Annotated in this window: 17 protein-coding genes and 1 tRNA gene; 6 read left to right on the top strand and 12 right to left on the bottom strand. The window is 39.0% G+C overall.

The genetic code is table 11. The features are described 5' to 3' along the window. Nucleotides 1–15: 15 nt before the first annotated feature. Entirely contained in the window at nucleotides 16–489 is a 474-nt protein-coding gene (locus C7H19_RS00855; protein WP_106454990.1) for a riboflavin biosynthesis intermediates N-glycosidase, read from the bottom strand. Nucleotides 490–582: 93 nt separating this feature from the next. Between C7H19_RS00855 and C7H19_RS00850 the strand changes: the two genes are divergently transcribed. Next, complete coding sequence (locus C7H19_RS00850; RefSeq protein WP_106454989.1) at nucleotides 583–909, top strand: DUF433 domain-containing protein; 327 nt, start codon at nucleotides 583–585, stop codon at nucleotides 907–909. Nucleotides 910–923: 14 nt separating this feature from the next. Here C7H19_RS00850 and C7H19_RS00845 read toward each other — a convergent pair whose 3' ends face one another. The 3 genes from C7H19_RS00845 to C7H19_RS00835 form a co-directional block, all read right to left on the bottom strand. Continuing rightward, on the bottom strand, nucleotides 924–2,054 hold the full coding sequence (locus C7H19_RS00845; RefSeq protein ID WP_106454988.1) for a tetratricopeptide repeat protein: 1,131 nt from the start codon (nucleotides 2,052–2,054) through the stop codon (nucleotides 924–926). Between the two features lie 85 nt (nucleotides 2,055–2,139). Next, a complete protein-coding gene (locus tag C7H19_RS00840; protein WP_245927228.1) occupies nucleotides 2,140–3,561 on the bottom strand; it encodes a BCD family MFS transporter in 1,422 nt (473 codons plus the stop codon). A gap of 62 nt (nucleotides 3,562–3,623) precedes the next feature. Further along, entirely contained in the window at nucleotides 3,624–4,886 is a 1,263-nt protein-coding gene (locus C7H19_RS00835) for an RNA-guided endonuclease InsQ/TnpB family protein (RefSeq protein WP_106454987.1), read from the bottom strand. Between the two features lie 160 nt (nucleotides 4,887–5,046). On the opposite strand from C7H19_RS00835, the gene C7H19_RS26975 reads away from it, so the two are divergent. Both C7H19_RS26975 and C7H19_RS00830 read left to right on the top strand, forming a co-directional pair. After that, a complete protein-coding gene (locus tag C7H19_RS26975; RefSeq protein WP_281261709.1) occupies nucleotides 5,047–5,181 on the top strand; it encodes a hypothetical protein in 135 nt (44 codons plus the stop codon). A 5-nt stretch (nucleotides 5,182–5,186) separates the two neighbouring features. Beyond that, nucleotides 5,187–5,630, top strand: coding sequence for a DUF29 domain-containing protein (locus tag C7H19_RS00830; RefSeq protein ID WP_106454986.1), 444 nt, complete (start codon nucleotides 5,187–5,189; stop codon nucleotides 5,628–5,630). A gap of 64 nt (nucleotides 5,631–5,694) precedes the next feature. Here the strand turns inward: C7H19_RS00830 and C7H19_RS00825 are convergent, their stop codons facing one another. Genes C7H19_RS00825 through pilM form a run of 4 tightly spaced genes read right to left on the bottom strand, consistent with a single transcriptional unit; the run spans nucleotide 5,695 to nucleotide 10,620 of the window. Then, nucleotides 5,695–7,902 (bottom strand): secretin N-terminal domain-containing protein, encoded by a 2,208-nt coding sequence (locus C7H19_RS00825; RefSeq protein WP_245927203.1) that lies wholly within the window; start codon nucleotides 7,900–7,902, stop codon nucleotides 5,695–5,697. Between the two features lie 37 nt (nucleotides 7,903–7,939). After that, nucleotides 7,940–8,734: a pilus assembly protein gene (locus tag C7H19_RS00820; RefSeq protein ID WP_106454985.1), complete on the bottom strand. Its 795-nt coding sequence runs from the start codon at nucleotides 8,732–8,734 to the stop codon at nucleotides 7,940–7,942. Then, on the bottom strand, nucleotides 8,731–9,513 hold the full coding sequence (locus C7H19_RS00815) for a PilN domain-containing protein (RefSeq protein ID WP_106454984.1): 783 nt from the start codon (nucleotides 9,511–9,513) through the stop codon (nucleotides 8,731–8,733). The genes C7H19_RS00820 and C7H19_RS00815 overlap by 4 nt, the downstream gene beginning before the upstream one ends. Nucleotides 9,514–9,516: 3 nt before the next feature. Then, nucleotides 9,517–10,620, bottom strand: coding sequence for a type IV pilus assembly protein PilM (gene pilM / locus C7H19_RS00810; RefSeq protein WP_106454983.1), 1,104 nt, complete (start codon nucleotides 10,618–10,620; stop codon nucleotides 9,517–9,519). Between the two features lie 160 nt (nucleotides 10,621–10,780). Here pilM and C7H19_RS26970 point away from each other — a divergent pair, with 160 nt between their 5' ends. Both C7H19_RS26970 and C7H19_RS00805 read left to right on the top strand, forming a co-directional pair. Beyond that, entirely contained in the window at nucleotides 10,781–10,915 is a 135-nt protein-coding gene (locus C7H19_RS26970; RefSeq protein ID WP_281261708.1) for a hypothetical protein, read from the top strand. A gap of 437 nt (nucleotides 10,916–11,352) precedes the next feature. After that, complete coding sequence (locus C7H19_RS00805) at nucleotides 11,353–12,603, top strand: FIST signal transduction protein (protein WP_106454982.1); 1,251 nt, start codon at nucleotides 11,353–11,355, stop codon at nucleotides 12,601–12,603. Between the two features lie 20 nt (nucleotides 12,604–12,623). On the opposite strand, the gene C7H19_RS00800 is transcribed toward C7H19_RS00805, so the two are convergent. Continuing rightward, nucleotides 12,624–12,709, bottom strand: a tRNA-Leu gene (locus C7H19_RS00800). An 84-nt stretch (nucleotides 12,710–12,793) separates the two neighbouring features. Further along, nucleotides 12,794–15,817, bottom strand: coding sequence for a plasmid replication protein, CyRepA1 family (locus tag C7H19_RS00795; protein WP_106454981.1), 3,024 nt, complete (start codon nucleotides 15,815–15,817; stop codon nucleotides 12,794–12,796). Between the two features lie 136 nt (nucleotides 15,818–15,953). On the opposite strand from C7H19_RS00795, the gene C7H19_RS00790 reads away from it, so the two are divergent. Beyond that, on the top strand, nucleotides 15,954–16,175 hold the full coding sequence (locus tag C7H19_RS00790; RefSeq protein ID WP_106454980.1) for a DUF5678 domain-containing protein: 222 nt from the start codon (nucleotides 15,954–15,956) through the stop codon (nucleotides 16,173–16,175). A gap of 61 nt (nucleotides 16,176–16,236) precedes the next feature. On the opposite strand, the gene crtB is transcribed toward C7H19_RS00790, so the two are convergent. Continuing rightward, nucleotides 16,237–17,163 carry a 15-cis-phytoene synthase CrtB gene (gene crtB / locus C7H19_RS00785; protein ID WP_106454979.1) on the bottom strand — a complete coding sequence of 309 codons (927 nt, stop codon included), beginning with the start codon at nucleotides 17,161–17,163 and terminating at the stop codon, nucleotides 16,237–16,239. A gap of 97 nt (nucleotides 17,164–17,260) precedes the next feature. Beyond that, nucleotides 17,261–18,697 carry a 15-cis-phytoene desaturase gene (gene pds, locus C7H19_RS00780; RefSeq protein WP_106454978.1) on the bottom strand — a complete coding sequence of 479 codons (1,437 nt, stop codon included), beginning with the start codon at nucleotides 18,695–18,697 and terminating at the stop codon, nucleotides 17,261–17,263. Between the last annotated feature and the right edge of the window lie 68 nt (nucleotides 18,698–18,765).

The following is an 18,765-nucleotide window of genomic DNA, read 5'->3' as shown; positions in this document are numbered from 1 at the left end:
CTTGGTACTAATATTCTAATCGCTTTCTACAAATAAAATACCTTGAAGCTCCTTACGAATCTGAGCGCGTATTTCCATCAGTAATAACCCAAGCATATTTTTTCCACTACCATCACCACCATCACCCCAATAACCATCATTTGGAGTATGTTCAATCAGTTGAACGTCTTTTGTTGCCAGCAGTTTTTTAGTTAAATCAGGATGTTGAGTAAATTTAGCATAAAGAGCCTCGCGCATAACATCATTTTTTACAGCATTCCAGTCAGAACGTATAGGATTATTTTGATCGCGTCCTATTTTTGCTGCTTCTCCTGGTTTTTTTGCTAGACGAACATCTTCTTCTTTCGGTGTACCCGTAAATTTTTGCGCTTGAAAATAATGTTCTGAAGTTGGCCAAATTTTACCCTTAAGATAAACTGCATGGGTAGAAAAGTTAGAAAAAAAACCATAAGGTCGATCCTGATGATAAAACATGATTGGTTCACTCATTCTTATTTATCCTAATTAATCACTACTCTATTAGTTTGCCCAAAATAGCTACAATAAACTATAAACTCGCTTTTGTTTTTAGGAATTTTTTATATGACTTTAGCAATTATACCTGAGTCTCCACCTTTGAAAGTTAATGCTGATGGTGTGTTTAGAATCGGTAATACTCGCGTAACCTTAGATACTCTTGTTACTGTCGTTAAGCAAGGTTTAACAGCAGAAGAAATCGCTTATCGTTATCCATTCAAATTAGCTGATATATATGCTACGATTGCTTACTATCTCAATTATCAACAAGATGTTGAATTTTATCTTAAGCAAAGGCAACAACAAGCGCAAGATATTCGTAGTATGAATGAAGCTAAATTTGCTCCACAAGGATTACGCGATCGGTTATTAGCTCGTCAAGCATTACAATAGATATGCTCAAAAAGTTAACTTTTATTCTCTAATAAATCATTTAAACGAGCTTGAGCAACATCAAAATCTGGCTGAATGGCTAACGCTTTGCGGTAAGAGACGATCGCGTTTTCTTTCTGTCCTAAAATCTCCAATACACAGCCTCGATTATACCAACCAGGATAAAAAGCTGGCTCTAACTCTAAGCATTTTTCCCAACATTTTAAAGCTTCTTCCCAACGTTCTAAACCATAAAAAATACTACCTCGAATATTCCAGATTTGGGAATTTTCAGGATCTAAAGCAATAGCGCGATCAAAACTAACTAAAGCTTCTTCAAAACGGCCTAACATTCCTAAAGCACTACCTCGATTGTGCCATGCTTGAGCATCTTCAGGATCTATTGCAATCGCACGATCAAAACTAGCGATCGCACCTTCCCAGTTAGAACTCTCAGCTTGTTTTAAACCAACATCAAACCAATCATCGGCTGTTTTGGGTAGATTTTCATCATTTTGTAGCTGTGATGACTGAAATTGTTCTACTAATGTTTGAATAATTGTCGTCGGATCGGCTGTTTGAAGACCTAATTGTTCACTCATCAAACTCGCTAATTCTGGATCATTTTGTAAGCGAGTGAATAATTCATCTAGTGTTAGTGTCTGGGAACTTTCAGGATCGGGCGTATCTGTTGACGGGAGAAAGGGAACTTCAGCAATCACAGCGTTTTCGGCTAAATCTGGTCCTTCGTATTCCCAAACGACATTTTCTGTAGATTTAGCATAGATTTCTTGCCCGATTTTCATAGAAGTTACGCCGATTTGCTCAATTTCGGGGAAAGACTGAGCTAATTCGCCTAAACGGATCATACGGACTGCTAATATTTGATTAGGTGCAGTAGAAGAGCGAACTTTTTCGCCAAAACCTTCTAACCAAATCACCCAATCTCTGGGGCGACTGCGATCGTCAAGAGCATGAAAAAATTTTAGCACTCTTCCTTCATGCCAACCGTGAGCAATTCCTTCGAGTAACTGCATGAAAAGAAACTCATAATCTGTAGCGGTTAATGGGGGTAACAAGAGCGCTATTTTCCCTGTATTGGATGTTTGTCCCAATCCCAACAATCGTTTCAGCCATTGCCATAACCGTTTAAATAGTCCCTGCATGCTTTCCTGTCTCTGATTTTTCAAGGCAACCCTGTAATTCTAAGCATCTCACAAACCCTAGTCAAGAAGCTAGGTTTTTATCATATCACCCATCTAAATCGCCCTGCATCACCGCAGAAATAGCCGCTTGAGCATTTTCTCTAAATTCCTTCACATCGACACGCCCTAATAAACCGACTGCGATGATTAAACCGATCGCTTGTACGACAAAAACCGTACCATAAGCCATAACGGGTAACTCAAAGATCATCTTACCCAAATTTAAGACCAAACCGCCACACAGTGTTGCTAAACCTCTAGCCATTGCTTGTGAGAGTCCCCACGCACCAATAAAAGTACCTGCTGTTTCTGCGATCGTTAAATCCAACATCAAGCTAGTCGCACCCGCCGTAATCATACCCGAAGCTAAACCAAAAAATAATAACCCCGATTTCAATAAACTTGTACTAGCTGGAAATCCCGCACCAATGATTAAAATGATACACACCGCCGCTAAAATACAGCCTAATTTGGTCGTTTTTGGCTTTCCTAGGCGTGGTAAAACCAAAAAACCCGTTGAAGCAATCCCCAGTAGGGTTCCCATGCCAAAAAACGCATTTAATTGGGTTGTTTGTGCGATCGTCATGCCAAACACTTCACCGCCGTAGGGTTCCATCACCGTATCTTGCATGAATAAACTGATGGTGAGAACCAACAAAAAGCTAAAAAATAACCCCGTTTGACGACTCGCGGTTAAAACACTTAAGGCTCTAGTGAGTGTAATTTGATCTTCTCTCTCAACTAAAGTCGATCGCATCGAATAGCGGGAATATTTTTTCTCTACCCCAGAAGTAGCGATGAGACACAAACCAAAAACAAGCACTGGCATAATAATAAAAACAGGGTTAATGATCGTTTGCAGTTGAGCAATATCCAGTGTTTGGGAGTCTGCACCTTTTAACAATTTAGAACTAATGATCGCCCCAACTACAATACCTACCATCAACATCGACCAAACTACCCCAACTAACTGAGGGCGGTTATCTTCGTCGGAAATATCGACCAACAAAGCAGCAAAAGGGGTGGAACTGGCACTCAAAGCTAAACCATAGAGGGCAAAAGCTAAACCTAATATAATTACCCAAGTATAAGTGATGGCACTCCAACCACTCCCTTGTAAATTTATGCCCAGTTGCCAGACAATTTGTAATGCAATAAACGATAGGGTTGTAAATAATGCAGCACCTAGCCACACATAACCCGTGCGATGATAGCCTAAAAGCGGTTTAGCATCGGACATCTGACCAAACAAAACGCGGGCTGGACTGACAAACTGGTGCATTGCGATCGCTGCCGCCGCCAAAAATGGTAATACTTTTAGTTCATCAATCATAATCCGATTGAGAACCCCCAAGGTTAAGAGGGACATAATACCAAGACCCATTTGAAAAAGTCCTAAGCGAAACATTGTTAGGAGTTTTAAGCGAGGCAAGGGTTTACTTTGATAGGTTGTTCCAGAAGTAGACATTTTTTCCATTGTTGTGAGGTTGAGCCAAAAATAAGATTTAGAGTTTGACATACTCTCACTCCCTAAAGGGAGGAGATTCTTATTCTTGATTCATCGACATCACTTACTATTTCTAGTTTCCTATCAATAGTAGAGGCGAAAGTCTCCTCAAGCGTTCCCGATTTCTCGGCAGTTTCCTTTTGCCCAAAGGTACTGTTATTCCACTGAATTCCCAAGACATTCATACCCTTTTTAAGAATATTAATCGCTGCATTTGTATCACGACAAATTTCTATTTCACAGTTAGGGCATGAATGAGTTCTAGTGCTAAGACTTTTTTTAACTCGATGACAGCAATTAGAACAATCTTGGCTTGTGTAGTTAGGCGACACTGATACTACTGCTTTATCCCAAATTTTTCCGTAGTAGTCTAACCAAGTCGTGAATTGATACCAACTAGCGTCAGAAATGGATTTAGCTAAATGGTGATTCTTGACCATGTTTAATACTTTTAAGTCCTCATAGACAATCACATCATTAGAGTGAACTACGCATCGGGCTTGCTTAATCGCCCAATCTTTACGTTGTCTTTGAACTTTAAGGTGTATTTTACCTAATCTTTTTCTTGCTCTATGGTAGTTATTTGATTGAGGCTTTTTATCCTTGTTAAATTTTCTGCTTAATCTTTTTTGTGCTTTTTTAAGTCGTTTTTCAGACTTGCTTAAATATCGAGGGGATACTACTGCATTATCGTTTTGGTCTTTATAGAAATACTTTAAGCCAAGGTCTAATCCGATAGCGTTACCTGTATAGTTACCTTGCTCTTTGCGTTCAGTATCAAAACAGAATTGGGCATAATAACCATCTGCTCTTTTTACAACACGAACACGATTTATCTTAAGTCTAAATAAGTCTTCTCGTGTTTCAAAATTACAATACAAAGACAAACTACCAATCTCAAAACCATCTGTAAAGGCAATATTCATGCAATCATCTGATAGTTTCCATCCCGATACTTTGTACTCGACAGAGCGAGTGTTTTTCTTGAATTTAGGATAACCTTTCTTTTTCTCCTTCTTTTTACAACGAGTATAAAAGCTAGATATAGATGCCCACGCTCTTTCTGCACTTGCCTGTCTAGCTGATGAGTTTAATTTTTTAGCAAAACAAAACTCCTTAGCTAAATCTTTGCATAAAGAATACAAAGTAGCTTTACTCACATCTTGATTGTTCATCCAATATCTAACCGCTTTATTTCTAATAAATTGGGCTGTCCGAATGGCTTCATCAAGAGCTAAGTATTGCTCCTTTGTTCCGTTTAGTAGCTTGGCTTCTCTAATTAGCATAAAACTATTTTATCACACAATATTGTAGATAAAAATATTATAAATTAAGATATATTACAAAGCCGTCCTCTTATGACGGGGTAAAAGACCCAAATTTTCGGTAAAATAATGGCTAGATATATTTGCTTATTTTATTGGTAATTGGGGACAAACTGGCTTTATGGTTTTAATTCGTACTCCTAAAATTTGGCAATTATCCAAAAATGAAGTAACTGCCGAAACCGTTTATTATAACCGTCGCCATTTCCTTAAAGGTTTAATAGGATTAAGTATTGGTGCTAATTTATATGCGTAAGCAAAATGACAACTCAAATCAGAACACTTTATGAACAAGATTTTTGTCTTTGGTTAGAAGAAACCATAAAACTTCTTGAAGAAGGACGATTATCTAACGTAGATCTAGCTCATTTACTTGAAGAATTAATCGGTATGAGTAACAGCGAGAGAAGTGCATTAGAAAACAACTTAACAATTATTCTGATGCACCTACTCAAATACGCTTATCAACCAGAAAAAAGGTCTAATAGCTGGCGTGTCACCATTCGAGAACATCGACGAAGAATCAGCAAAGCATTCAAAAAAAGTCCGAGTTTAAAACGATATTTTGCTGAAGTCTTTGAGGAATGTTATCAAGATGCTAGGGCATTGGCAGCAGATGAAACCATGATCTTATTAGAGCGATTTCCTGCTGTTTGCCCTTTCACACCAGATGAGTCTCTTAATCCCGATTATTTACCTAATTAGCGATTAGCTCATCATCAGGACACAGTAAAAAAACTGATAACTGATAACTGATCACTGATAACTGTTAAGGCATAGGTTGAATGGGGAAACCTTGACGCTTCAGGATTTCTGCTGCATCTTTGCCAGGTTGATAGTTATAGCCAAAGGCTGAATTAGCATTATCATCGAGAATCTTTGGAGTCACGATAATAATCACTTCATTGCGTCCGACTTGATTGCTTCTGCTTCTGAATAACGCGCCCAAGATTGGAATATCACCCAAAATTGGTACTTTACTTTCGGAAGTCCGATCGGCTTCTTGGATAATTCCAGATAAGATCAGAGTTTGTCCATCTTGTAAGCGAATCAAACCCGAATTTAACTGGCGTGTGGTTAAAAGGGTAATTTGGTTAACTGCACCATCGCCACTATTAAAATTAACGGTTGAGCCTGGCGCTGAGATCGTTGGGTTGACAGCAAGACTAATAAACCCGTTATCATCGATGCTATTTAAGTCTACATCTAGAATTAAACCAACTCGTGATATCTCTGGTGTAGTCGTTCTCACTCCACTAAGGGGATCAACTTGAGTGTTGACACCACTAATGACATTTTCTGTCACTGCAATAGTGGCTTTTTGTCCTTCTTGCACAACAACTGAGGGATCGGTAAGTACCTTAGCATTTCCACTGGTAATCTGAGCTTCTAGAGAAAGCAAGAATTTTTGGGGATATTGGTACAAACCAGGTAACTCGTATTCATACTCAACAATCCCAGTAGTCGGGTCAATGTTAATATCACTTACACCAGGCTGAAAAGGATTATTTCTGCTACCAAAGTTAGGACGAGCATAGGGAGACAAACTATCAGTAAACTCGTTAAAACCTCGCGGAATATTGCTAAATGGTCCGCGCTGGATATCAAAGAAAGGAGCTAAGGTTGCTGCCCCTCCAACAATGGTATTGAGCAAAGGAACAACGGGTCTAGAGAAAGCCCCGCCAGTTACATCAGAGCGACTCGGTGGGTTAACTCCGCCAAAGTTTAACACGGCGGCACCACCATCTTGAAGGAAAAATCCATCATTGAAGCCAAAGGAAAAACTACTGTTAAAATCGTCTGTATTTAACAGGTTAACGTCAATCACTTTAACATTTACAACAACTTGACGACGACGTGCATCAAGTTGTACCAAGAGTGATGTAGCGATTTGAACCAGTCGCGGTTCTCCAATTAAACTAACTGAATTTAAGCGCTCGTCTGCTACTACCTTCAAACCTTTAAGTAAAATGGGTGCAACTGAGCCATCATCTGGTTTAATCGTTAGAGGTCGAAACTCTGGTGGTCTTGTTTTTCTAGCCACAACCGCATCTATATTACTACTTGTACCTTGACCAGTTACTGAAGTTTGTCTAATGATTTCTTCAACTTCGGTAACAAGTCTAGGATATTCTGCTCCTTGGGCGGCTAAATAAGATGCCGCGTCGATCGCTCTAACTTGGTTCATTCGTAGTGTACGACTGATTAAATTCCGTGCAGAATCGGGTAATTTTGCACCGACAAAAATGGTTCTTCCTTGTAGATTCGCGCTAAAACCAGAGATCATCAAGATAGAATTAAAAATATCTTCGACTGATTCGTTGTTGAATTCTAAGGAAATCGTTTGTAATATGGCTGGTTGATTGGGATCACTTTGACCACCAGGACCATCAATATACACAACGTTGTAGCCCGCATAGTTTGCTAATGTCATCAGCACTTCTCGCACCGACGCTTCTCGCAAAAGAACACGGGGAATAATCACTGAGCCTGTATTAAATTTTACTTTCTGTGACGTTGCATCAATGTTAGAAATGGCTATATCACCCACTGGAGGAGCGACGGCTCTCGGTAAAACAGGTGTATTATACTCTGGCACATTAGCAGTTGGTGCCTCAAAAGGATTCCCATTACTATCTTGAATTGTAATTGCAGGATTGGGAATCATCGGAGGTTGGGGGTAAGCTTGTGCGATTTGAGTCGTTTTTTGTACCGCTTCTATCGGTTTTGTCTCCATTTTAGGAGTAGCTATTTTAAGCCCTTGCTCGACTGAAAATGTTTTTTGATTAACTTCCGAAAATGATAGATCTTCTGCTTTGACATTAACTCCTGTAATTTTATGAAACTCCAACTTATTTTCGCCGTCTGTTTCATTGAGGAGCGATTGAGTTTCTGTTGTAGCGATGCCTGGTTGTACCGCTAGAAATAAGAAAGCTGTACTATTAATAAGCCAAGAAAGATAAGTGTAATTTTTCACAAGTTTGCTCCTTGCACCGATTTTGCTTAACTAAAAATTATTTTTGTTCTGCTGGGGGTTGTTGTCCTTGTTGATCTGGCGGTGGTGGCGGGGGGGCTAGTTTGGCCAGTTCTTCTGGGGTTAGAGGCATAATCACGTCCAATCTCATCGTTGTAGTCACTTTTTGATTGGCTTTGGGGATGATTTTAGAGGTCTTCGTTGCTGTATCAACTAAGAGAAAAGCATCGGTTTTTTGATTTCCCTCTAAGGTTGTTTTGAGATCTTTAATGAGTATTAATGGTTGTAATCGTTCTAAATCTCTAATCACAGATTGAGTCGGCTCAAACGCGCCTGTTATATTTACGTTATAACTTTGACGTTTGAGTTTTTTATCGACTGCTGTACCTAATGAACCATCCTCAATAATTTTTGTCCCGTCTGCTTCGGGTTCAAAACTCGTTAATTCTACGTTTCGATTTTTGAATAATTGATTAATATCAAGCAGGATTGTATCAAGGGATGCTTCATTGGCAAAAAGAGCTAAAACTTGCAATTTTAATGCTTCTTTTTGTTTAAGTTGCAGTTCTAATGTTTGATATCTTTCGTCGAGTTTACCGCTTTTTTGTTGCTCGATTTGCTCTTGTTTAGCTTGTTCATCGGCTTTGAGTTTTTGATAGCTTTCATTAAGTGGTAATACCCAATTTGATGCTAGAGCAGCCGAGCCGAGTAACCCTCCTAGAGCGAGAGCAATACCACTTACTTTTGGCGTAAAAGTAATCCCAAAAGCAGTCGGATAATCACTTCCTTCTAAATCCTGATCTTCTTGCGGGAGGTATTCTTCAGTATATGTCATGGTTGAACGGCTCCTTTTTGTTCAAGGGTTTTGATGCGCGTTACTAAACCGACTGCACCATTACGAGCTAAAGATGGTAATAACTTTGAGGCTGGAATATCGCTCAATTGAGTCGTGATGGTATACTGCACTGCTTCGGGAATTTCAAGCTTGATCTTTCGTGTTTCTAAGTTAGCTCCTGTAGTATCTAAGTTAATCGGTGATCCCTCTTGTCTGGCTCCTTGAATTCGTGTTTTGGACGCTGTGAAAAACTCAGAATTCTGTAAAGATAGTAGAAATTTATTCACATCATCATAGCTACGAGCATAACCCGTGAGGAGCAATTGTACTTTAGGTTGTGTGCCGCCCTCTTCAGCCGTTGGTGCGATCGCGCTTTCTTCAATAGTGACTACTTGTACAGTCGGTGGCGTTCGGCGGCGTATTTCTTGCAAAACGGCTGATCGTGGCTTAATTTGATTGAATACAGTCACTAAAGCCGTAACTTCTTCATCAATTGCCTTAACTTTTGCTTCCATTTCTGCCAAGCTTTGGCCTTTCGCCTGAAGTTGACTAATTTCTGCATCTAGTTGTTTGATATTGGCTTCCGTTTTGGCTTTTTGCCAATTCAGCATTATTCCTAAAAGGGCAGTTAAGCCCATCAGCGCAGCCCCAATACCCAAACCGATGAGAAGTGGTGTTTGTTTGCGCCAAGAAATCGGTGTCGCGCCCCGAATGGGAGCCGCCTTTGTTGATTCATCTAATTTGCGATCTTTGAGAAAGTTAACATCTAAGCTATACATCGATTAAACCCCCCGCAATCCTAAACCAAGTACGGTACCAAGTCCAGGCCGTTTGATGGCTGGTATTTCTTGCTCTAAATCGAGAGATAATGCCGAGATGGGATCAATTTGCATGGTGGGAACACTTAAACGTTGTGTAAAAAATTCATCGAGTTGAGCAAGTCCACCACCTGGCCCCGCTAAGAGTAGTTGCACGATTTCTAATTCATCGCTTTGGTTAAGATAGAAATTAATCGATCGTCGTAATTCGTCGGTTAATTCACCTAAAACTCTTGTTAGGGCAGTAATTCCAGGATTGACGGCGGCTCCTGCTGTACTTAAGCTATCTAAAGCAGTGACGGGAATGGTCATCCCTTGGAGAATTTCGGGGTTTCTCGATGCGGGTAAGTTCATCGCTCGTGAAAGTGAATTCTGTAACTGATAGGTGCCGATGGGAACGGTTCGAGAAAATTGGGGAACGCCATCGACAATGATCGCAATTTCGGTATTATCGAATTCGATATCGATTAATACGGCGGCTTCATTTGAGCTAAACTGTCTGAGTTGTTCCCGAATCGTACGAATTAGGGCAAAACTATTGATTTCTAGGACATCAATTTGTAACCCCGCCTGGCTACAAGTTTCTAGATAAGTATCCGTCACTTCTCGTCTTGTTGCGACGAGTAACACTTGTACTTTTTCGATGCCATCCTCGTCTTGAAAGTACCCTAATTTTTGGTAGTCGAGATCGACTTCTTCTCTAGGGTAGGGAAGATACAAACCCGCTTCATGATTTAAAACCATATCCCGTAATTCAAGGTCGTTGAGGGCTGCTGGAATGGGAATGATCCGAATGACCGATTCTCTCATCGGAACGCCCGTTGCGACTTTTCGGGTTTTGATTTTATTTTCTGCCATCAATTCCTGTATTAGTTCGGCTAATGCAGGAGAGTCCACGATTTTTCCTTCTTCAAAGATGCCTTCCGGAATATCGACGGTGCAGTATTTGGCAAGTTTATAGCCCTGTCCCTGTTTGGCCAGTTGAACAAGATTGACTCGTTCTGGAGTAATTTCTAACCCGATTCCTTTTGATTTTTTGTCAAAAAGATTTTTGAAGACATTTGCCATGATTAATTTGACCTTTATGCAAAAGTCAGAGATTAAGAAAGCTTTCTCTATAAAGCATTCCCTAATTCAACTCAATAATTACTTTGATTGGAGGCGAGGAGGAGAAAAAAATATTAACTTATGTTAAATCGTGTGGCTAGGGTGCGAAGCTAGACCAAGAATGGATGAGTTTTCCTTAAAAAAGTCAATTCATCTGAAAATGGGTAAACAAGCGATCGCCATTCGTCCGATTCCCCATCTTTCTAAAAATACTTTTAGTGCATCCACTCTAATCAATTCTCTAGGAAAGCTATAAGTTTTCCTACAAAAATGACACTTTTTAAACAATTGTTTGAAATTGATTCAAAATCTTGATCAACAAATATCATGTTATGGCGAAAAAATCAAGTTTTGTTTTCTTTTCCTAACGATGTCAGGAATTCACAACCAAACTGAACATCAGGAATTGATCTAATACACTTAATGAATTGGTAAAGTTAATAAGCTAAAATAACTTTTTAACTTTAGAGGTCAAAGTGATTGAAATCTATAAAAAAAGCAATCAAGCTAAATTTTAACTTGATGACAAAAGTCAATGATACAATTTATGTAAACGAAATCTCTTAAGTTAGTCAACCCAGATTTTACTTAAATTCTTCCTTCAAAAAAATATTAAAGAAAAGTAAAGAATCTAGACTCAATTTACTTTCATGTTAGAAAAAATTATCAAAACTTAAATCTAACACTAAATCGATGATCAAATCTATGCAATGGTTTAACGCATTATCAACTCGCCCTTCTTTAGAAGCTGCCGTCACAGAAGTTGTTGACAAAATTAACAAATCTTTACTCGGTTCTCCAGACTTGGGAATTGTTTTTATTTCCTCTTCCTATGCGAGTGACTATCCTCGTCTAGTGCCTCTCATTTTAGAAAAAATATCTTTACCTTTATTAATAGGCTGTGGAGGTGGAGGTATTGTCGGGATCTCTTCAACAGAACAAGTTATGGAAATCGAAAATGATTTAGCATTAAGTTTAACGGTTGCTCAATTACCAGAAGTCGCTATTCAACCTTTTTCTTTTTCTAGTCAGCAATTACCTGATTTAGATAGTTCTCCTCAAAGATGGACAGAGTTAATTAATGTTCCCGTTGAGCAAAACCCCCAGTTTATTCTATTATGTGACCCGTTTACGTCGAGGATTAATGATCTTCTTGAAGGATTAGACTATGCTTATCCAAAAAGTGTCAAAATTGGTGGGTTAGCGAGTGGTGGGCTAAGTGATCGACAAGCGACTTTATTTTATTACGATCAAAATAATCCTCAAATTCCAAAAGTCCAACGTGAAGGGACTGTTGGAATTGCCTTATCAGGTAATATTATTGTAGAAACGATCGTCGCTCAGGGCTGTCGTCCCATTGGTGAACCCTATCAAGTCACCGAAGCCGAACGTAACATCATTATTACATTGAGTGATCCACAAAAAGGCGGTGTTTTCCGTCCTCCTTTAGATATCCTAAGAGAATTGATTGATACTTTAAGCGAGTCCGAGCAGCAACTTGTCCAAACGTCTTTATTTATTGGGATCGCTAGAGATGAATTTAAACAAGATCTTAAAAGCGGAGATTTTTTGATTCGGAATTTGTTAGGTGTTGATCCTAAACAAGGTGCGATCGCTGTTGGAGATCGTATTCGTCCAGGACAACGCATTCAATTTCATCTTAGGGATGCCGCCACCTCAGCCCTTGATTTAGAATTACTCCTAGAATCCTCTTGCGCTGAACAAACCCCCAGAAGCGAGCCAGTTGGGGCATTGATGTTTACTTGTTTAGGACGCGGACAAGCCCTTTATCAGCAAAATAACTTTGATTCAGAGCTTTTTCGCCGATATATACCAGATATTCCTCTAAGTGGCTTTTTCTGTAATGGCGAGATCGGCCCAGTTGGCGGAAGAACCTTTATACATGGCTATACTTCAGCCTTTGCTCTTTTTCGCCAGAAATAAAATAATGGAGCCAATTCTAATGGGGGCAGTGGGACTTGAACCCACACGACCTTATAAGGGTCAACGGATTTTAAGTCCGTAGCGTCTACCATTCCGCCACGCCCCCGTTTTTTCTTTTTTAACCGACAATTTCTAATTGTAGCATAGGCATTTCTATAATGCAATACCTTCGCTCAAAAATCTTTTGGGGCTACAATTCTAGGGATAACTGTAGGTACGGACTCTCGATGCTAATGGATTGATTTTTCAAATTCTTTAGAGTAAAAAGATAATCCTCATACCAAATTTCCGAACTACCTGGACATTTTTCATCTTTAAATAACCACTGTCTGAAAACTTCTTCTCTACCATCGTTTGGGGGCAAAATTTGATAAACCCTGACAGTTTTTTTATTAACTCTTTCGCTACGAGTGTGAGTCAAACCATAACCCAATAAATCTAAAAATCTTCTAATAATCGTAATTGGGCTAGAATTAGCAGCTAAACCAATTTTAGTAATTCCTTTAATTTCTGAACGATTATAAATAGCAATTTCGGCCATTTTCTGTAAATCTAAATCAATTGAGCGCAATTCACGTTCAGGATGCGCTAATAATACAGATATTCCTAAAACTTCCATTGTGCCAATTATTGCGCCCAGTTGCGAACCATTAAAATCGGGAATAAAAAGACTACCATGACCAGAGTCTAACAATTTTTTGGCAATTAGAGTATCTCGATCGGATAAAAATTGTCGTCCGATAGTTAGAAAATAATGTAACCTTAATTTCTGATACCAACCCGCATCATCTTTCATCACTAATTCAGGATTAACCAAAATTCCATAACGTTTTTGTAAATCGTATTTTTTGATTGATCGTCGTTGGGAAATTGTTTTAATTAGTTGTCTTTTTATTTGTCTATATTCATCATCCGATACAAGATTTGCCGAAGCGATCGCCTCACATTCTACTTGATAATTTTGTTCTCGAACTGCCTTAATAGCCTCCGTTAATTGATGCTGTTTTTGTTGATTTTTTTCCGCTTCTTGTTGAGAAATCACCTGATTTTGTTTAACATAAATAATCTGATGTCCTTCATGTTGTAACTGTGCTAAAATATTTTCTCGGTAATTAATCATCGACGCATTAACTCGCACCGCCATTTTAGCCCAACAGAGTAAAGATTCTGCTTGAAAACCTGTATCTAAATCGTCTAAAGCTTCGAGATCCGATTGTTGTAGTAAACGGATATTTAACTCAATTAAACGATGTCCAGAACTCAACAAAGAAGGGATAGAAGTTGAACCATTACCCACTTGATTAAAACCATAGGATGCTAACCAAACATAGCGAGGAATATTTTCTCGAATTCGCCCTAAAGATTGACAAATTGATGTAGCTGTTTGTATTCCTTGAGCTAAACACCAAACCGAAGTAAAATGCTCTTTTAAATCAAGACTAATACCCGTTTCAATTGATGGACTTGCTAAAACAATATCATAGTTAATTAAAATTTGATTAAGATTGACGATACATTGATAAGCAGGATGAGTAGGTTCTATTAATGACTCAGAATCAATGCGTAGTATTTTTTTGTCAGGAAATTGTTTTTTAAAATAAGATTCTAGGGTAGAAGTTCCCCACTGACTGGTTAATTTTTGTGCTGATAGACAAACGAAAGGTTTTCCGCCATCTTTAATATGTTTTACTAAATCTTTAATAAACTTTTTTGGTGTAGTTTCAGGATAATTATAAATCTTGCAAGCTTCTTCATAACTAGGTTTCCAGGTATTTTGAATTACAAATGGTTGTAACGTAATTCCCGAAAGTGAAATTAAATAATCAATAGTGATATCGCTAAGATCTGCATCTGCTAGATAAACTTTGCCCTTTTCTCCTAAAACATTTTGTATCAAAGTTTTTAAAGATTTCAGAATAGCCACACGATTACTTTTACAGGTATCGGAGTTTAAACCATGCCAAATAACTTGTTCAACTTCATCAATAATAACAATCCCATCTTTCCATTGTGACGCATTAAATTGTGCTTGAGAATTAGGATGGAGAGAATCGATACATAAACCATAACCTGATATTTGATTATGAGTTTTATCACGAACTTCTGTGATATATTGTAAGCCAAAACGATGACAAAGTTCTTCAACTAATTTAACTCGATGTCCAATTACTAAAACTGATTGATGCTGTTCTAAAGCTTGGGCAACAATATTTTCTAAAAAGCGAGTTTTTCCTGTACCTTTGGCTGATTTTAGAGCAATTAGTTTAGCGGTTTGCGGAATTGTAATATCGGGTAAATACCGACTGTTAATCTCTAAATTGGGCTGATAAGTTAATTGGGATAAATTTTGAGCTTGCCAAATCTCAAAAGAAATAGATTTTTGATATAATTCATCAAACACAAGTTGTCCATGATTAGCTAAAACATCATCAACCCCTTTGCCTAAACTTGCTGTCCATGACGTTACTTTTACTGAACATTCAGCTTGTGTGAGTAAATATCCCATCCGTTTAATGGCTGTATTAACTGCTTTAATCGTATTAGGTTTAAGATCTTGATCAAAAACAATATAAATTTCTCTTTTTGGTGTTGCTAATTTATGTAATTGAGGAATAAGATAAGCTTTACCAATACGGTTGCCTAAATCATCTTTTGGAATACGATAACCATTGTTAATACCAGGAAGTGCGATCGCTGGATATCCTGCTGTCAATAATGCCCCCGCTTTTTTCGCCCCTTCGGTAATACATAGGGGAATTTGAGGATGATTTTTCAGCCATTGCCAAAAACCAAAATCAGGTTGCTCTTTATCGATTTCATGTGATAAAATAGGAACCCCAAAACGTTCAGAAATAATTTGCCAAATATGAAGCGGAACCCGTAAGGCAAAGATTCCAGTAGAGGTTTTAGGCGGATGTTCGTATTTAATGGGTTTTTGTTGCTCTGTGTTTAAACGCGGTGTATTCGGCTTAAAACAGCCCCACAAATCATCATTACCCGTCAGTAAATCAATTCCAGAACACCACCAGCCCCCTTGTTCCGTATGTTCGTAACGTTTGAGGATACTTTGAGTCACTCTGCCATCATTGCGTCGCGGTAGTTCATCAGAATAGAGTAAATAGTCAGCCGGTAAAGAACCAAATAAAGCAGTGACATTCAGACGAATTAACTGATCATCTACACAACTATTTTGCCACTCCAATAAATAATTCATCTGTTCTATGGTCTATCCGTAGTGTTTTGCTTGATTATTATACAAATAAAACACTAAATATGTGTAATTCAATTTTTAGCTTATTAACGAATTAGATGGTATACTTGTATTAAATGATGAGAGTGAAAAAATTATCATGTCATCTGACTCTCAAATGCGGGATATTCTCAAATGGCTAAATAATAATCGCCATGAAATCTTGCTCAAATATCCCAATCAATATATAGCTTATAATCAACATGGGATCATCACTCATAGTGAGAATTTACAAGAAGTTTTGCAGCAAGCTAAAGCATCTGGAGAAACCTATTTAATTTATTTAGTGCCGATTTATACTGCTTCTGTACAGATATTATAAATTCGTTTTAAAAAATAAAAGGTAAGCAGTCGCCCACCTTTTTGTATTAAGAGTTACTAATTTATAAGGCCTGCGCTCGTAACCAAGCTACAGGTAAATAAACCATTTTCTTAGTCGTCGGGACAAAAGCGCGTTTTGTAAACACATCATAATTGTTGGCTTCAATAACATCTAAAATACCCTGATAGAGCATTAAAGCCGCCCAAACGGGCCAACGAGCATCGGAACACAAAGACTGAATCCCTCTTTCGGCCGATGTATAATATTGTCGCGCTCGTTGAATCTGAAACTGCATCAAAGCTTGCCAACGTTCATCAATAACCCCTTTTAATAAATCTTCTTCTGTATAGTTAAATAGCTCTAAATCTTCTAAAGGTAGATAGATTCGTCCTCGTTGGACATCTTCTCCCACATCTCTAAGGATATTCGCCAATTGATTCGCAATTCCGAGGGCGATCGCTTCCTCTTCTGGGATATAGTACCCTTGTTCCCAGGGAGCCGTTCCCCGTCGTTGATCCACTCCTAAAACAGGACTGGTCATTAGTCCAACAGTACCAGCGACTCGGTAACAATAGAGCTTGAGTTCCTCAAAAGTTTCGTAACGATTACGATAAAGATCCATCCTTTGTCCAGCTATCATATCGCGGAAAGGTTGAATGTCCATCGGATACCGTTGTAAAGCATCGACTAGGGCCACATCTGCATCTTCAATAGGAGAACCGGCAAAAATAGAATCGAGGTTTTGCTCCCATTGATCGAGGGTTTCGGGCGTTGTTAGTCCTGCTTGTGGTCCGTCCACGAGTTCATCTGTACGGCGACACCAGACATAGATTGCCCAAATCGCTTGTCGTTTTTCTTTGGGCATCAGGAGAGTACCGAGATAAAAGGTTTTAGAAAATTTCTCGGTAATTTGGCGACAGAGTTCATAGGACTCTTCTAGAGAGGCCAGAGGGGTTGTTGGTAGAGGGGGTCTAGGCAATTGCAGCATTCACCACAGGCAGATCACATGTCTGTATACGAGCTTAATCGTCATTTAGCATTGTCTCATTCAATAGGCCAGTAGAAAACTGACCTTGGTAAGACGATTAGACCATCTGCACTTTGCGGGCAGTGGTGTTATAGTCACTAGAGGAATTCACGGCATCAAGAAGAGAATCTTGAGCAATGACACTCGCCGCTAGTTTACCAGATAAGACGGCTCCTTCCATACTCCCTAAATATTGTTGCATGGTGTAATCCCCTGCAAGATAGAAATTTTTAATAGGAGTTTTTTGGTCTGGACGGCACGCCTGACGACCTGGAGTCGCTTTGTAGACTGAGCGAGGAGTTTTCACAACATGAGATTTTAGTAACTGAGTTGGGTTATCTCCTGTAAAGTGTTGCGGGAAGAGTTTTTCTAATTCGGCCATCGTAGCCGCGATAATCTCTTCATCCGATTTACTGATCCAATTCCTAGCCGGGGCTAAAACGAGTTCTAACATCGAGCGATCGGAATTAGCATACTCTTTACAAGTGTTGCTCATATCAGCATATACGCTCAACAGAGGAGAACGCGAGAAAAGAAGATGATCAATATCGGTTAGTTTGCGATCAAACCATAGATGCAAGTTAATGACTGGTACACCTTCTAAACCATCCAATTTCTTGAAAAAGTCCATCTGTTTCCAGAAGTGGGGTAACATGACCTTTAACGGATCGACTGGCATCGCAGAAACATAACAATCGGCGGTAAAAACTTCATCAGGTGCGCCGTCCATTCCCCTAAGCAGGAATGCTTTAACGCTACCATCTTCGTTGAGCAAAATTTCTTTTAAAGGGGCATTTAAGCGAACCTCGCCCCCTCTAGCCGTAATATACTCCACAAGAGGGTCACAGAGTCTTTCAGTCGGAGAACCGTCTAGAAATGCCATTTTAGAGCCGTTTTTTTCTTGTAGAAAACGGTTTAAAGCGGTTAGTAAAATGGTCGATGAAATCTCATTGGGATCAATGAAGTTTAAAGCCTTAGACATGGCGATAAAAACTTCTTTTTCTACTCTAGGAGGGATGTTTTGTTTTTTCATCCATTCTGACCAAGAGTATTGATCCATCGCTTCTACATACTTTTGACCCTTGATCATTGCTGGAATGAGTCCGATGCCAAACTTAATTTTTTCTGGCCAGGTCAACATATCATTATTCCCCAAAATGGCAATTACTCCATTAATTGGGGCAGGAAGATCGGGAAAATCGAAGCGAGAATAGGTTCCAGGTTGATCCGGTTGATTGAAGATCATCGTGTGTTCTTTCCACTGTAGGCGATCTTCAATATCTAGCTCTTTGAATAGCTGTAACATATTCGGATAAGCACCGAAAAAGATGTGCAGTCCAGTTTCGTACCAGTCTCCGTCTGCATCTTTCCAAGCGGCAATTTTACCCCCTAAAACATCTCGACGCTCTAGGACAATAGGTGTATGTCCCGCATCAACAAGATATTTGGCACAAGATAGGCCAGCCAGTCCGGCTCCAGCGATCGCAACTCGCATTTATACTTTACTCAATGGTGTTTACGTGTAACTTTTCAATTATTATACTTTGCATTTCGTTACATTTT

Source organism: Aphanothece hegewaldii CCALA 016 (assembly GCF_003007785.1).
GTDB lineage: Bacteria > Cyanobacteriota > Cyanobacteriia > Cyanobacteriales > Microcystaceae > Chroococcus > Chroococcus hegewaldii.
The sequence above is the reverse complement of the archived record's forward strand: the minus strand, read 5'-3'. Positions and strand labels throughout refer to the sequence as shown.

Bases quoted from the DNA above. Each gene is read 5' to 3' on its own strand.
- C7H19_RS00855 (WP_106454990.1), bottom strand. From the start codon at position 489: ATGAGTGAACCAATCATGTTTTATCATCAGGATCGACCTTATGGTTTT.
- C7H19_RS00850 (WP_106454989.1), top strand. From the start codon at position 583: ATGACTTTAGCAATTATACCTGAGTCTCCACCTTTGAAAGTTAATGCT.
- C7H19_RS00845 (WP_106454988.1), bottom strand. From the start codon at position 2,054: ATGCAGGGACTATTTAAACGGTTATGGCAATGGCTGAAACGATTGTTG.
- C7H19_RS00840 (WP_245927228.1), bottom strand. From the start codon at position 3,561: ATGTCTACTTCTGGAACAACCTATCAAAGTAAACCCTTGCCTCGCTTA.
- C7H19_RS00835 (WP_106454987.1), bottom strand. From the start codon at position 4,886: ATGCTAATTAGAGAAGCCAAGCTACTAAACGGAACAAAGGAGCAATAC.
- C7H19_RS26975 (WP_281261709.1), top strand. From the start codon at position 5,047: ATGGTTTTAATTCGTACTCCTAAAATTTGGCAATTATCCAAAAATGAA.
- C7H19_RS00830 (WP_106454986.1), top strand. From the start codon at position 5,187: ATGACAACTCAAATCAGAACACTTTATGAACAAGATTTTTGTCTTTGG.
- C7H19_RS00820 (WP_106454985.1), bottom strand. From the start codon at position 8,734: ATGACATATACTGAAGAATACCTCCCGCAAGAAGATCAGGATTTAGAA.
- C7H19_RS00815 (WP_106454984.1), bottom strand. From the start codon at position 9,513: ATGTATAGCTTAGATGTTAACTTTCTCAAAGATCGCAAATTAGATGAA.
- pilM (WP_106454983.1), bottom strand. From the start codon at position 10,620: ATGGCAAATGTCTTCAAAAATCTTTTTGACAAAAAATCAAAAGGAATC.
- C7H19_RS26970 (WP_281261708.1), top strand. From the start codon at position 10,781: ATGGATGAGTTTTCCTTAAAAAAGTCAATTCATCTGAAAATGGGTAAA.
- C7H19_RS00805 (WP_106454982.1), top strand. From the start codon at position 11,353: ATGATCAAATCTATGCAATGGTTTAACGCATTATCAACTCGCCCTTCT.
- C7H19_RS00795 (WP_106454981.1), bottom strand. From the start codon at position 15,817: ATGAATTATTTATTGGAGTGGCAAAATAGTTGTGTAGATGATCAGTTA.
- C7H19_RS00790 (WP_106454980.1), top strand. From the start codon at position 15,954: ATGTCATCTGACTCTCAAATGCGGGATATTCTCAAATGGCTAAATAAT.
- crtB (WP_106454979.1), bottom strand. From the start codon at position 17,163: ATGCTGCAATTGCCTAGACCCCCTCTACCAACAACCCCTCTGGCCTCT.
- pds (WP_106454978.1), bottom strand. From the start codon at position 18,697: ATGCGAGTTGCGATCGCTGGAGCCGGACTGGCTGGCCTATCTTGTGCC.